This window comes from Planctomicrobium stercoris, from assembly GCF_051465655.1.
GTDB lineage: Bacteria > Planctomycetota > Planctomycetia > Planctomycetales > Planctomycetaceae > Planctomicrobium.
The window spans coordinates 3,160,528-3,175,346 of record NZ_CP195791.1 but is presented as its reverse complement, the minus strand read 5'-3'; the positions used below and the strand labels follow the sequence as shown (position 1 = coordinate 3,175,346).

The following is a 14,819-nucleotide window of genomic DNA, read 5'->3' as shown; positions in this document are numbered from 1 at the left end:
ACAATCGCCGGGCAGAAGTTCGGTACCGTGGAGACAACGCGGATGTTGCTGCCTCCACGGAACCTGAAACTCAACGCCAGTGATTACCATTCACCGACGACCTGGCCATCGTTTGCAGCACTGAGTGCTCGCAGGGTGTCCATGTTGACGTTCTCACTGATGAAGCGGACCGCACCGTCACCCAGGAGAGCATGAACTCCCCCGGTATGCATGGAATTCACGATGGTGTTCGTTTCATAAGGAGCGCTGCTTCCGGGACCTCCAACCGTGGCTGCGATCGGAGTCTTGGAATTGATCGGCGAGTAAACCGTTGTCAGACCGGCGTGGTAGAAATTATCCCCCTCGGGCACTGCACTGACTGTATGGAGCCATGCCGCACCAGCCCAGGCCCCCATGTAGTTGGAACGGATGACATCCCGTCCGACGTATCCGGACTGTTCAGCAACGACGATGGTGTTGGACAATCCGTCCACTGCGTCACGCACGCCCTTTGCTTCAGTCGGAATCAACAGACCGCTTGAGGAGATAATCCCTCGCATCGTGTTGCGAACCACATTTGTACGACCAGCCGGATCGGGAGCAGCCCCGGAAATGCCCACATAGTCAGGCATCATTGACAGGCGAGCTTCGTTCCCAGCGTTGGGCTCATCTTCGAAGGCGTGAATCGGACTGGATGGGCACTTGTAGGCCGACACCAGCAACCCGGAAAGTACCTCGTTCCCCTGAAACGGAACCGAAAACGTGTCGAAGGTTCCCGAAGCAAAACTCCCGCCGGAGAAGTTGAGCTTGTTGAAGGCAGCCGCCTGCTCCAGGTAGGGCAGGATGGAAACCCGCCAGTTACAGCCCGCCATGTTCGGAATGGGGTGACCTGCTCGGGAGCCAATGGGAAAGCTGTTGTAGACATCGTGGTAATTGTGCAACGCCAGTCCCAGCTGCTTGAGATTGTTCTTGCACTGGGAACGGCGAGCTGCTTCCCGGGCCTGTTGCACAGCGGGGAGAAGCAAGGCGATCAGAACCGCGATGATCGCAATCACGACGAGCAATTCGATCAGTGTGAACCCGCGGCGCAGGCCTCGAGGTTGTCTGCATGATGATGCGGTGGAAGCAGCAAACGGCATACTTCATTCCTTCAAGTAATGGTGAAAAACGGAACTGGAATTTTGTCAGGCGGATGCCCGACAGGACGCTGAGATGACGGGAATGGGACTCAATGCGAAGCTCGGTGAGCCTTCAGTCGTGCCGTGAAAAGCAAAATGTCGCACGCGACATGTTAGCGCCGGCGATGTCCAGCTTCAAGAAGAAGAATAGACAAATGCTGATAAAAGGGCCGAAATATTCAGGAGAACTCTGCATTCATTGACCGGTTTCAGGCTTGAGGTGCATTCCCTCTTAAATCAGCTGAGCTTAGATAGGGCACGCTGCTGTTAGTTCGTGCGCGATTGTCGAGATTGTGTTTCGGGCGGATACGATCGTCACTGAAACCATACAAACCAGATGGCTTCGACCTTTGACTTCGGAAGAGAATGCGTGAAAGCACATCGTCAGTCCCGCCTGCTCCACCGGCAATCAGCCTTCTCGCATTTTTTCCAGCAAGCGCCTGCGCCGGCTCGGGCGGTCGCAGACACCGAGGGTGGACCGGAAGCGGGTCAATCAACCATCGAGCGGGCCTGCTGCACTGTCAGGGGTCTTTGGTTCAGGGCTGCGCAGCGCGCCACCCGGAATTCGAGATCTCGCAGACGGATCTCGACGTTTCCCGCTCGGGCGCCTCGTAGTTCACCGGGCCATTCAGAACTGGGCCATGTATTCAATGAAGTGTCTTGCGCACTGGTCCAGGTTCGATTCACTCCCGCCACCGACCAGCGACGTGCACATCTCGTAAGCAACCGTCCCTTGATAACCAGTCTTCGCCAAGGTCTTGAGAAACGCGCGGTAGTCAACGATCCCCTGGCCGACCGGCACAGCAAGGATCTGTTCTTCCCGGACCTTGTCGACCAGCGGAGGGACCGTGGGGACATAGGACAGGTGCGGCCGACGATCGTAGTCTGCAACGGTCGTGTGCACGACATAAGGAGCAATGGTACGGACAGACTCGACCAGGTCATCTCCTTGCATCGTCGGTGCCCAGGCATCAAACATCGCCCGGCAGTTCGGCTGGTCGACATCGCGCAGCAGCTGCCGAAGGCTGTGAGCCTTCATGGCGAGGTCGTGGTAGTTCTGCACTCCCAGAGTCACGCCATAGTCCGCCACTCTCTGGCTCGCCTCCCTCAGCGTGCTGACGCAGTAGTCCCAGTTCTCCTGATAGCCTTTTTCCGGATCCGGCTGACCGGTAAACACGCGGATCAATGGCGTCCCCAGTTCACTTGCAAACTTCGCCAGATCGGTGAGGTACATGAGTTGGAGTTCGCGATGCGGGATCTTCAAGCTTTGGTCGGAAATGCAGAAGTTCGTATAAGCAGCCAGGCAGTCGACCGTCAGTCCCAGAGAGTCGACCTGTTCACGCAGCCTTTGGCGCTGCGATGGAGAATAGTCGACCGGTGACAAGTGGGGCCGCTTGGCCATGAGCATCACAGAATCGAATCCGAGGCTGCTGGCCTTCTTGAGAAATGCAGGAACACTCAGGCGAGTCTGACCTGGCCAGCTGCCGGAATAGCTGATTGAGTGTAAAGAAAGTTTCCACCGCATAGAAAGATTGTCCAGACCACAAGCAGAAGAGTCGACTCAAAGCGATCGAAGCATAATGTATATCGCGATCAGGATTTCCCAAACCAAGATCCTAATCCTGAGAACGATATTTCTTGCGATAAGCCAGAGGAGTCAGATTCATGGCACTGCGAAACTGTCTTGTAAAATGGCTTTGATCCGAAAACCCGGTCCGCACTGCGATTTCAGCCATGGAGTCGTCGGTGTGGCAGAGCGCGTGGCAGGCAGCGTTGAGTCTCACCTGTAAGATGTACTGCTGCGGTGTCTGCCGGAAGACTTCTTTGAAACGTCGATCGAACTGGCTGTGTGAGAGATGGACCATGTCCGCCAGCTCCTGGATCCGGATCGGTTCTGCATGACGATTCACGACTTCGGAAAGCACGCTTTCCATTCCGTGGTAAGCAGCGACCATGGGGCGGGCCTGCGCAAGTTGGCGCATGACAATCGCAATTCCGTGAGCCTCCTTGCCTTCCGCATAGAGCGGAACCTTGCTGCAGACGAACCATTGCAGTCTGCTGAAATGGTCGGACAGCAGCCAGACCTGGTTCCAGGAGGGTGACTTGGTGGTCATCACCCGATGATCGTCACCGGAATACTGTTCGGCCAGCCGATTTTCGTAAATGTCGAAGTCTGTCTTGCCTGTCAGTTGCCCGATCTGGCTCATCCCGTGCAGTGCAATTTCCGCCTGATTTGCCCAGACAAATCGGCCTTGGCGGTTCTTCACACACACGCAGGCATCGGGAAGATGTGCGAAGAGTTCCAGGAGTTGCAGCTGAGAACTGAACTCGGCTCCGAAGGTCGGGAACTCTTGGTTTTCATGCTCCATGCGCAGAAAGTACTAAAAAATGCGGAGAATCTGCAAGACGTCGCGTGGGGCAATCCGTAGATTGACTCCACATTCCGTGTCCTGCGCCTCTCAGCGATGCGATTCTGTTTCTGATTCCATTTTTGCCTCGCAGGTCGGCGGGGCTCATTGTGGCCTCGATATCAAGGAACCAGCCCATATCCCCTCGACGCTCGGCATTCGATGTCTGGTGTATTAACGATCCGACAACAAACGATGTGCTGTCCGGCTACATATGCCCCACGGACACTGTCGGTGGAATTAATAAAAACGTATGAGGTGGTTTCACAACCGGGAGGGCGAGGCTCCTGCCGAGCCGCTATGGATTTCACGCGTGATCTTTGATGCGGCTCCGCAGGAGCGTCGCGCTCCCGAACCCATTGATTGAGCAGTTATGAAACCACTTGGAGGTCACAGATGGATTGAGCAACACGTTCTTTGTCGGTGAGCACAGGTCGAACGGGAAAGTATCGATTCCTGGCAGTGCTCAATACTTCGGATCCGTCTGGATCGGGGTCTGCTGCCAGTCCAGGGAAGCACATCGTCCGGATCAGTCAGATTTCGGTCGCGGAAAGTCAGATTTCCGCAGCTGCCAGTGCTTCAGCACTTCCTTGCTTGGACCGCGAAGTTATCGTTGAAGTCACAGCCAAAACAGCCGACATCAACATTGACCTCTGACGGTTCCGGGCACTTGCCTGTGCTCGTTCCGGTGAATTGACCTGTCATCGAATTGCAACGGTCCGCTTCCGGAGTGGCCGATGTGATCCAGGTTCCACCAATGTTGAAAATTCTGTCGTCTCACGTTGATGCAACTTTCAACGGACGGCTGGGCCCCGTTTGATCGGTCTCAGGCAGAACCGCTTCAAACCCGCCATTTCGACTGCAATTCAGGCATGGCGACGCGCAATTTCATCAAAAAGTCGCGCAAATTGTTCTATCTGTCACAGCTCGTCAGGATAAGATGGAATCACCCGAAGGAGTGAAGGCGGTAGACCTCAAGAGGCCGACGAGATGCTGAATTTGATCACACAATGCTTGCCGTTAAGTGATCTGCGGAGCCCGTCAGTTCAATGGCTGAAGATCTTTCTCCTGGTGGTCTGCCCTCTCTGGAGTCAAGGGGTGATTGCTGGGGACGAAGCCCCCGACACGGTTGTGAAATCAGACTCGTCCAGGCTTCCCGTCCGCAGCCTGTCTCCCGAACGACGGAGCTTCCGGAAACCTGTAAGTCGCCCCCCCTGCTGGAGGTCTCAACTTCCCACTTGCGTGAGCTTGCTGACCGCCTGATTGACTCGAGCTTTTCCACAGCCGAGCCCCCACCTGACACCTACCCCTGATCCTTCAATAGTGATCCCCAGTGTACATCAAAACTTTCCTTCCACGGTCAGCTGCCTCGTTGCAGCTCTCGCTGAGTCTCGCGTGCCTGGTCAACGTGCTGTTGCCCGCGACCAGTTCCGCGCAAGAAGTCTCCCTCAAGGAACAGCTCAAGGGCTTTCCGGCGGTGGAACCTGCGGATGCACTCGCGACCATGCACCTTGAGAAAGGGTTCTCGCTGGAACTGGTGGCTGCCGAGCCGCTGGTGAGCGATCCGGTCGATGCCTGTTTCGATGAGAACGGCCGGATGTTCGTCGCTGAGTTCCACGCGTATCCTTACGCAGCCGAGAAGGAGAAGATTGTTCCAGCAGGGACCAAACGCACGGAAAGCGGAATCATCCGCATGCTGGAAGACACCGATGGCGACGGCAAAGTCGATCGCAGTTCGATCTTCGCCGACGGGCTGGACTGGCCTGTCTCCGTGGCGCCGTATCGCGGTGGAATCTTCGTGATTGATCCACCCGACCTTTACTACCTGAAAGATACCGATGGCGATGGCAAAGCGGATGTCCGGGAGACCGTCTTTACGGATCTGGGACGAAATAACATTCAGGGAATCGCCAACAACCTGAAATGGGGACTGGACAATCGCATCTATGTCGCGAGCAGTTCCAACGGCGGAGCGATCCGGCGTCGAGATGAAAAGGAGACGTTTTCCGCGAGGGGCGACTGGTCGTTTGATCCCAGAACCGAATCGGTCAGGCGGGAGACCGGCGGCATTCAATTCGGCCACTCGATGGATGACTGGGGGGATCGATTCCTGTGCAGCAACAGCGTGCATGCGATGCACGTTGTCTGGAAAGACAAATACCTGTCACGAAATCCTTTTGTGGCTGTGTCTTCTTCCACACGGAGCATCGCCAAGGAAGGAGGGGCAGCTCCGGTCTTTCGACGCAGCCCGCTCGAACCGTGGCGCGTGGTCCGGACAAAGAGGCGGAATGCGGATCCCGCGTTCAAGGGGCTTCCCCCCTCAGAGCGCGTCGCTGGAGGGTTCTTCACTTCCGCAGCGGGAATCACCATTTATCGTGGAGCGGCCTATCCCGAAGAATTTCAGGGAAATCTGTTCGTCAGTGATGTCGGCAGCAACCTCATCCACCGGAAAACTCTGACCCCCAACAAGGCGACATTTCTGGCGGTCCGCGCCGACGAGAACACCGAGTTGGTCGCCTCGACCGACACCTGGTTCCGTCCCGTCAATTATGTGAACGCTCCGGACGGCTCATTGTATGTTCTGGACATGTACCGGGAGATCATTGAACATCCCGTCGCCATCCCGCCCGACATTCGTGAACTGTTGAATCTGGAAAGCGGGAACGACCGTGGCCGGATTTATCGACTGGTCTCTCCGGACATGAAACGCTTTCCCGTGAAACGTCTGGGGGATGCTTCGATCGCGGAACTGGTCGAACAGCTTGCCGCGCCGAATTCATGGAATCGCGAAACGGCCCAGCGACTGCTCTGGGAACGGCAGGACCCGGCATCGATTCCGCTCGTGGAACAACTGCTGCAGACCACGCCCGTTGCACTGGGACGTCTCCACGCCCTGTACACATTGCAGGGACTTGGAGCGCTGACTCCACAGCATGTTCTGTTCGCTCTGAAAGATGCGCATCCCGGCGTGCGGCGACATGCCATCGAACTCTCCGAGCCCTTCCTGTCGGAGAATCCCGAATTGGCGGAGGTCGTCCTGTCCTTCCTGACCGATGACGATGATTTCCGCGTCCGCTTCCAGGCGACCTTGGCGCTCAGCTGGATGAATGAAAAGCAGATGCTGCAGGGGCTCTTTGACGTCGCGAAGAAAGGCGAGAACGACAGCGATCTGCAGTCGGCATTCCTGCTCTCGATCGCCGATCAAGGAGCCCGATTCAGCGAACTGCTGATTCAGGATGACGAACTTCGTCAGCGGCCGGGCTCACAGGCATTGCTGGAAAAGATCGCCGAGATTGTCGGGTCTCGTCCCGAGCGCCCAGCTCAGGCTGCCATGCTGAAGACAATCGCAGATGCCCGCACTCCCGACGACTGGCGTGGACCACTGCTGCGGCAAATGGGGCAGGGATTGACGCGGTCGGGCAGCAGTTTTCAACGTCTGACTGAAGAACTGCCGGCGGACAGCCTTGAACATGTTGAAGTCGTCAAACTCTTTGAAAATGCCAGCGAGACTGCCCTGGACGAAAACAGTTCCGCACAGAATCGCAAGGCAGCATTGCAGCTGCTCGCGATCGCTCCGTGGTCAGTTTCGCAAACCGTATTCCGATCCTTACTCGAGCCGCAAGTCTCCCAGCAAGTTCAACTGGACGCACTGGATGCCCTTGGTGACGTGCAGGATCCTCAGGCAGCCGAGCTTCTCGTTGCATCATGGCGAAGTCTGACTCCCGCTTCCCGGTCCGCAGCCACACAAGTTTTCCTCTCGAAATTGAACTGGACGGAACAGTTACTCAAAGCCCTCGAAGAGGGGACGATCAAGTCACGGGATCTGGACAGGACCTTCTTCCCGAATCTGCTGAAGCATCCGAACTCGAAGGTGCGTGAACGTTCCGCAAAGGTTCTGGTCAGTGAGGCCAATCCCGATCGGCAATTGGTCGTCGAACAGTATCAGCCCGCCTTGAACCTTTCAGGCGACCGTCAGAGCGGACATCAGGTCTATCTCAAGAACTGTGCAATGTGCCATCGGCTTGGGAACGAGGGTTTTCAAGTGGGACCTGACCTCGTCTCCGTGCAGAACAAAATTCCCGCTGACCTTCTCACGGCCATTCTCGATCCCAACCGGGAATCGCAACTGAACTTTCTCAGCTTCACCATTGCCACACAGTCCGGACAGGTTCATTCGGGAATCATTGCCGCCGAAACGGCCGGGAGTGTGACCCTCCGCAGAGCCGAAGCGAAAGAAGACGTCATTCTGCGATCGCAGATTGAAGAACTGATCTCCAGCGGGCAGTCACTCATGCCCGAAGGACTGGAGAAGCAGTTGTCTCAGCAGGATGTTGCCGACGTGATCGAGTTCATCCGTACCTTGTCGTCTGCTGAAAACAAACAGACACCCCAATGAATCATACGACGCGGGTCTGATGCGATGCGGTGAGGATGCCGCGTCGATAGACATCGTGAACTTTTGACAACTCATTTCTGACTTCAGGATCTGCCATGGACCGTCGAGATTTTCTAGGAACGGTGCTGTCTTCGGGAATCGCAGCGATTCTCTCGCCGCAATTTGCGAGGGCGAATGCAACGCAAGATCTCAAGATCGCTCCGTTCCGCTTCGATGTCACTCCCCCCATCGGGCACCCCCTGTGTGGCGGATGGATCAAGCCGGCAACCGTGATCGACGATTCGCTGGAGTCGATCGGATTCGTATTGACCGGTGCTGGTGATCCGATCGTGGTTTGCACGGTCGACTGGACCGGGCTCCTGAACTCAGCTCACATCCGGTGGCGGGAGGCACTTGCTCAGGCTGCGGGGACGTCCCCTGAGCGGGTTGCTGTGCAGTGCGTTCATCAGCATAACGCTCCATTCGTCTGCCTGGACTCGCAGAAGATTCTTGATTCCGTTCCGCAAGGCCCCGTCAATGTTCAGGTCGAATTCTTCGAAGAATGCCTGAAGCGCGGCAAGGCTGCTGTGCAGCAGGCACTGACCGAAATGGTCCCGCTCACGCATCTGGCGGTGTCTCAAGCGAAAGTCGAGAAGGTGGCCAGCAACCGGCGAATTGGCATCGACAAGGACGGAAAAGTTTCCGGCTGGCGAGGGAGCAGTTGCAGGGTTCCCGAACTGCGTGATCTGCCCGAGGGGCTCATTGACCCCTGGATGAAAAACATTTCGTTCTTCAACAACGACCGCAAAGTCCTCTCCTGCTATTTCTACTCCACGCATCCCATGAGCTATTACGGGGACGGACGTGTAAACAGCGACTTCACCGGACTGGCCCGGAAGCGTCGACAGGCGGACTCCCCCGATTGCACTCACCTATATTTCACCGGCTGCTCCGGAGACGTTGCTGCCGGGAAGTACAATGATGGTTCCCCACAGGCCCGACAGGAATTGACGGATCGCATTTACACAGCGATGGTCGAGTGTGATTCTGCAACCAGTCGCGAGCCGGTGTCGCAGGTTAGCTGGCAGGCCGCCAGCATGAACTTCTCGCCGATGGAATCGCTGAATGAGGAAGCGCTCATGCAGCAGGTCGCTAACCCGGCGGCGGCTGCGATCAACCGGGTGGTTCCGGCGATGCAGGTTGCCTGGATGCGACGCTGTCAGCAGCAGATCCCGGTGGTCCTCAGCGCCCTGCACATCAATCAGGCGACACTCTTGAACCTTCCCGGCGAATGTTTTGTCGAATATCAGCTGCGAGCCCAGCAGACTGCTCCCGAACGTTTCGTGGCCACAGCAGCGTACGGCGATGGCGGAACGTGGTATGTCCCCACCCGCGAAGCATTCCCTCAAGGGGGCTATGAAGTCTCGAGGGCTTTCAGTTCCGCGTTGACGGATGAAACGCTCACCGCACATTCGGCGGCCCTGGCACAGAATCGCCCGAGTTGAAGCCGGGAACTCAGATCCAGGCGGGGACACGAAACAACGGTCGAGATCCCGATGGATTGGTCCACCGAGAAGTTGGCCGCTCTCTCTGGGGAGTGTAGCGGCGATTCGGGGAGATTTGACGTTCGAAAGTTGTGTTGATCGCTGCCGGGACGCCACACTGTCGCGAGATTCGCTCTCGCTGCACACTTCACATGAGCAGCGTCCCCCCGTTCTTGTGATTCCAACAATTCGCCTTTCCAGCCGGCGATGCTGTGCGCAGTACCTACGACCGCTGCCATTGCTGTATGATTCAGTTCCCGGCAGTGAGACGTCGGCAGGGGACTGCCCGGGGACGTTTAGGGCTCCGTTGCACATCTCCAGATGCAATGGCATTGAGCAGCAAGAAGCAGCCGGCTGGAAGAACATTATGACACAGTACGTTCCTGAGCACGCTGAGTATCTCATCCGGGAAGAATTGCCCGCAGATCGGGATGCGATTCGGAGGCTCAATCACGAGGCCTTTGGCGGTGAAGCCGAATCGGACCTGGTGGATGCCTTGCGTGATCAAGGCCATGCAGAAGTTTCACTGGTGGTCACAGGCAACGGACGCATCGTCGGGCACATTCTGTTCAGTCGCGTTACGATCGTCACAAACCAGGGAACCGTGAGCGCACTTTCTCTGGCTCCCATGGCGGTCCATCCGGAATTCCAGCGAAGAGGGATCGGGTCGCGACTGATTGAGACCGGTCTGGGACGATGCAAAGAAGCCGGGCACAGAATCGTGCTGGTTCTGGGGCATCCGCAGTTCTATGGCCGCTTCAGCTTCTCTTCCGAGCTGGCCCGCCAGATTAAAATCACCCTTCGGTGGCAGTGATGCGTGGATGGCCCTTGAGCTCGTCGAAAACGCATTACAGAACGTTGTCGGGGAAGTCGAGTTCTCGCCCCCTTTCGCTGCACTGGCGTAAGAGTCGACCTGGCCCCTTCACGAGCCTGCGGGATTGGGGACTTTTCCCGAAATCCGCCCGTCTCAATGTGACTTACAATTCGAAAAGCGAAAGCGGACCGAAACCCACGCCACCGGTCTGCCACCAAGGCTCAAACGTGTCGAAGGAGAATTCAGAAGCAGTGTCGACGGCTTCACCTCCTCATTGCGACTCGTGACCGAGCATTGATCCGCCGGCAGGGATCCGACAAACGAACCGCGACCCCGCAGGCAGCTTCTGCGCGCGGTGGGGACCAGCCTGGTGACGATGACAAACATCGTGAATCCCACGACGGCGCAGGTCGACGACGGAATAAGCAAATCAACACGAAAGAATTTCAGAACCATTCACAGGCAAGTGCAAGTACGCGTTGCCACTGAGCATTCCTGAATAGAAGACATTCGTCAGCGTTTGACCGACCGCGCATAAAAATGGGCGCCTTCAGGAGGCGCCCAACGGATTTAACCGTGCGCGATAAAACCTTACTGTAATAGGAAGGAAGCATCGCTCGGATACACTTCGCCAAGTGTACACCCTTTTACGGAAAATTCAACTCCGATATGATCGAAGACCAACTCTCGATCGTCTTCTTTGATCTTCACGGGCACATTCATGGTCAACGCATTTCCGTATCGTCTCGGGCTGGATCTGGGGGCATCTTCTCTCGGGTGGGCTGTTGTTCAACTGGATCGGCCTGGGGGAGAGCCTGCAGGGATTGTTGCTGCGGGGGTTCGAATCTTCGAAGCGGGTGTCGAAGGGGACATCGATCAGGGCCGGGATGCGTCGCGAGCCGTTGTTCGTCGACAGGCTCGTCAGCCCAGACGCATGCAGTGGCGGCGGCAGAGACGCAAGCAGAAACTTTTTATTCTGTTGCAGCAACTTGGACTGCTTCCCCCATCCACCGGGAATGATTCGGTCGCAAGAAAGCAATTGCTCGGCGATCTCGATTCGCAGCTGACCGAAAAATACATTGCCGTGGATGATCATGAGGCCCGGCAGAAGCTTCCTTATCTGCTGCGGGACCGTGCTTCTTCGGGGGCCGTTGCCCCGTATGAACTTGGTCGGGCCCTTTATCATCTGGCTCAGCGCCGGGGATATCAAAGTAATCGAAAGGGTCAGAGTCAGGATGAAGATACAGGCGTGGTCCTGAGTTCCATTGGGGTCATGGACAAGAAGTTAGAGCAGGCGAAACTGCCCCTCGGGGCTTATCTGAATCGCAAGGTGAAACCGCAGGAAGAGCGGATTCGCCGTCGCTGGCTCAGCCGAAAACAATATCGGGACGAGTTCGCTGCGATTCGCAAAGCCCAGGAAAAGGCACATCCACAACTGACGCCAGAAGTCTGGGACAAAATTGATGATGTCATCTTCTTCCAGCGACCCTTGAAATCCCAAAGCCACCTCATTGGTCGTTGCGAACTGGAATTCGACAAGCGGGGAAAGGGACTGAAGCGGTGCCCACTCGCGCTTCCCATCGCTCAAACGTTCCGGATTCTCCAGAAGGTGAACGATCTGCGTGTCACCACAGCGAGCAGACGAAATGACCCGTTATCAGAAGCTGAAAGACAATCACTTCTGGCCGCTCTCAATGAAACAGGAGAGTTGAGTTGGCAGAAAGTGAAAAAGCAGCTCAATCTCAAGAATGCCAAGTTTTCGCTGGAGGAGTGGGACGACAAGCTCATCGGGAATCGAACAAATGCCAAGATGATCCCCGTGTTTGGCCCCCGATGGTTGGAACTTTCAGAGGAAGAGCAGACCACGATCGCTCAGGAAGTGCTGCACTATCGAAAGCCTGAAGCGTTGCAGAAGCGGGCCATGAAAATCTGGGGACTCGATGAAGCTGCCGCAAGTCTGCTGGCGAACAAAACTCATCTTGAAGAGGATTATGCCAGCCATAGCCGCCGGGCGATGGAGAAGTTGATTGCAGGTCAACCCGGCACTCCCGGACTGCACGCCGGCGCCTCCTACAGCACGGTTCGACGTGCACTTTATCCCGAGAAATTCACCAGCGGCAAAATCTACCCCTCGCTTCCGCCCCTCAATCAGTGGAAGTCGGACGTTCGCAATCCTGCCGTCATTCGTGCGCTGACGGAACTTCGCAAAGTCGTCAATTCCATTATCAACCGATTTGGGAAGCCAGAGCACATTCATATTGAACTGGCTCGGGAAATCCGCAACTCCCGCGTCAAACGAAAAGAAGTTCATGCGCAGAATCAGTCCAATCAGAAACGGAGACTTGAAGCTGCTGCTGCAATCGTCACACAGGGGAATCGTTCCAACCCCCGCCGCAGCGACATCGAGAAGTGGCTGCTGGCGGAAGAATGCGGCTGGGAATGTCCCTATTGTGGAAAGGCGATTAACCGCAAACGTCTGCTGTCTGATGATGCCGAATTCAATATCGAGCACATCTACCCGCGACGTTATCTGGACGATTCCTTCCTCAATAAAACGGTCGCCTGTCGTAGCTGCAACGACCAGAAAGGGGATCGAACCCCATCGCAAGCGTTCGCTGGGACCCGATATGAAGAAATCCTGCAGCGAGTCGAACGGTTTCAGGGAACTGCCCGGGACGTGAAGCTCTTCCGTTTCAAAAATGATCCGATTGAAGATGAATTCACTGCCCGGCAACTCGTGGATACCCGGTACAATTCCAGACTCGCTTCCGAGTACCTTCAACTTCTCTACGGAGGCCGGGTCGATGCTTCAGGAGAGCAGCGGATTCTGTCGCCCACAGGTCAGTTGACCGGGAAAGTGCGTGCGAACTGGCAGTTGAATGACCTGCTGGGGGCGGAAGACGGAGAGAAAGAGCGCGACGATCATCGTCACCACGCCATCGACGCCGTGGTCATTGCCCTGATGACGCACAAGCAGATTCAACGACTCTCCGAAGCTGCCAGCAATAGCGAGAAACATCATTCCAGACACTTCTTCGAATCGATCAAGTGGCCATGGGCCAGCTTCAAAAATGATGTGGCCTTCGCGATTGAAGCCATCCACGTTTCCCATCGCCCCACCCATACCCTTGCTGGTCCGCTCCATGCCGAGACGATCTACAGCAAGAACTTCGGCACCGAGAAGAGGCCCCAGCATCGGGTCCGGAAGCACCTGAGCAAACTGACTGCCAAAGAGATCAGCGGTGATCAGATTGCTGACGTGAATGTCCGGGCGGCAGTCCAGCAGAAGTGGGAACAGCTGGGCCGCGGAAAGCCGGACAAGCTTTGGGCGATCGCGGACGACAATGAAAAGAACTTTCCGCGACTGACGGGGAAGAATCAGAAATCGGGTGGAGCCATCATCCGCAAGGTGCGCATTATCACCGATGCGAAACCCCGTACTGTCGGCAAAGGTCCCCGCGCCAGGAACTACGCATCTGGAAAAGATTCCAATTACGCCAGTCTCGTCTATGCGGTGCTGGATAAAGACGGAAAGGAAGTCCGCTGGGAACATGAAATCCTGGACCGGTTGACCGCACATCAGAACTTTTCCCGGAACCATGGGAAGCCGGGAGAAAAGGTGCTGATCCCCAACGAGACGGAAAGCCGCAAGTTCAAATTCGCGCTGCGAAAGAACGACATGCTCCTTGCCCAGGGACCAGACGGAACAGAGATGCTCTACCGTGTGCAGAAGTTCTCCCAGAACGAGCTACAGCTGTGCGAACATCATCTGACGACCGTGACAAACGACCAGCGTACGCCCTGGAATCGCATCACAAGCATCGACAACCTCAGGAAGCGCGGAGCGAAGCCCGTAAATCTTTCTCCGGACGGAACTATTGAAGAAGAGAGGAAATTCCGGACTCTCGCCAAGGCAAAGCGCTGACGAGCGTCCAGATTCCCGTTCGAGGGACCGTGTATCCGAGCGATGCATCCCTGCGAACTACAGCGAGTTGCACCTGACGGAACTTTTTACGGTCCGATGATCCAGCTCACTCCACAATAGGGTATCAAGTTGCGGCTAGAGTAGCACCTAGACGGAACGGCACTGTAGTGAATTTTCAGTTTTATCGAGGAGTTAGATATTGCATTTTATTTTAAGGACGCAATACTCATTGAACGAAAAAAGGCCAGGACGTGTCGCCTCGTAAGCAAAAACACGTCCGGCCTCTGACCGAGCGCCAGTGGCGTCGATTTTGCCATTGTAGGCAGTCCACTGCGCTCTAGGCAACAGATCCACCGTTTTGAGATCTGCTGTTTTAGAGGAGATTGTCTTGACGTACGTAGTCTTCAAAGACGTATCAGGAGAGTGGTGTTGGCGGCTCAGGGCTGCGAACACCAGAATCATTGCTGTCTCCGGGGAGAGCTACCACAACAAAGCTGATTGTAAATCTGCAATCGAACTTGTGAAAAGCAGCAACGGAGCTTCCGTCGTCGAAGTATAAACGACAATGATCCGGGCTGGCGTCCTTTAAAGGACGC

General features: G+C 56.0%; 8 protein-coding genes. 5 read left to right on the top strand and 3 right to left on the bottom strand.

Annotation, left to right across the window (positions count from 1 at the left end; translation table 11 throughout):
* Positions 1-83: 83 nt before the first annotated feature.
* The 3 genes from SH661x_RS12950 to SH661x_RS12940 form a co-directional block, all read right to left on the bottom strand.
* Positions 84-1,118 (bottom strand): DUF1559 family PulG-like putative transporter, encoded by a 1,035-nt coding sequence (locus SH661x_RS12950; RefSeq protein WP_437222013.1) that lies wholly within the window; start codon positions 1,116-1,118, stop codon positions 84-86.
* 667 nt (positions 1,119-1,785) lie between these two features.
* Complete coding sequence (locus tag SH661x_RS12945; RefSeq protein ID WP_437222011.1) at positions 1,786-2,682, bottom strand: sugar phosphate isomerase/epimerase family protein; 897 nt, start codon at positions 2,680-2,682, stop codon at positions 1,786-1,788.
* Between the two features lie 91 nt (positions 2,683-2,773).
* Positions 2,774-3,526 (bottom strand): helix-turn-helix domain-containing protein, encoded by a 753-nt coding sequence (locus tag SH661x_RS12940; protein ID WP_437222009.1) that lies wholly within the window; start codon positions 3,524-3,526, stop codon positions 2,774-2,776.
* 1,372 nt (positions 3,527-4,898) lie between these two features.
* Between SH661x_RS12940 and SH661x_RS12935 the strand changes: the two genes are divergently transcribed.
* The 5 genes from SH661x_RS12935 (at position 4,899) to SH661x_RS12915 (ending at position 14,782) form a co-directional block, all read left to right on the top strand.
* A complete protein-coding gene (locus tag SH661x_RS12935; RefSeq protein WP_437222007.1) occupies positions 4,899-7,961 on the top strand; it encodes a PVC-type heme-binding CxxCH protein in 3,063 nt (1,020 codons plus the stop codon).
* A 95-nt stretch (positions 7,962-8,056) separates the two neighbouring features.
* Positions 8,057-9,445, top strand: coding sequence for a hypothetical protein (locus tag SH661x_RS12930; RefSeq protein WP_437222005.1), 1,389 nt, complete (start codon positions 8,057-8,059; stop codon positions 9,443-9,445).
* 406 nt (positions 9,446-9,851) lie between these two features.
* Positions 9,852-10,298, top strand: a complete 447-nt coding sequence (locus SH661x_RS12925) for a GNAT family N-acetyltransferase (RefSeq protein ID WP_437222003.1) — start codon at positions 9,852-9,854, stop codon at positions 10,296-10,298.
* Positions 10,299-11,019: 721 nt separating this feature from the next.
* Positions 11,020-14,223: a type II CRISPR RNA-guided endonuclease Cas9 gene (gene cas9, locus SH661x_RS12920; protein ID WP_437222001.1), complete on the top strand. Its 3,204-nt coding sequence runs from the start codon at positions 11,020-11,022 to the stop codon at positions 14,221-14,223.
* 358 nt (positions 14,224-14,581) lie between these two features.
* Positions 14,582-14,782 carry a YegP family protein gene (locus tag SH661x_RS12915; protein WP_437221999.1) on the top strand — a complete coding sequence of 67 codons (201 nt, stop codon included), beginning with the start codon at positions 14,582-14,584 and terminating at the stop codon, positions 14,780-14,782.
* Positions 14,783-14,819: the final 37 nt, after the last annotated feature.

Excerpts from the sequence above, each read along its gene's own strand:
- SH661x_RS12950 (WP_437222013.1), bottom strand. The coding sequence starts at position 1,118 with ATGCCGTTTGCTGCTTCCACCGCATCATCATGCAGACAACCTCGAGGC.
- SH661x_RS12945 (WP_437222011.1), bottom strand. The coding sequence starts at position 2,682 with ATGCGGTGGAAACTTTCTTTACACTCAATCAGCTATTCCGGCAGCTGG.
- SH661x_RS12940 (WP_437222009.1), bottom strand. The coding sequence starts at position 3,526 with ATGGAGCATGAAAACCAAGAGTTCCCGACCTTCGGAGCCGAGTTCAGT.
- SH661x_RS12930 (WP_437222005.1), top strand. The coding sequence starts at position 8,057 with ATGGACCGTCGAGATTTTCTAGGAACGGTGCTGTCTTCGGGAATCGCA.
- SH661x_RS12925 (WP_437222003.1), top strand. The coding sequence starts at position 9,852 with ATGACACAGTACGTTCCTGAGCACGCTGAGTATCTCATCCGGGAAGAA.
- cas9 (WP_437222001.1), top strand. The coding sequence starts at position 11,020 with ATGGTCAACGCATTTCCGTATCGTCTCGGGCTGGATCTGGGGGCATCT.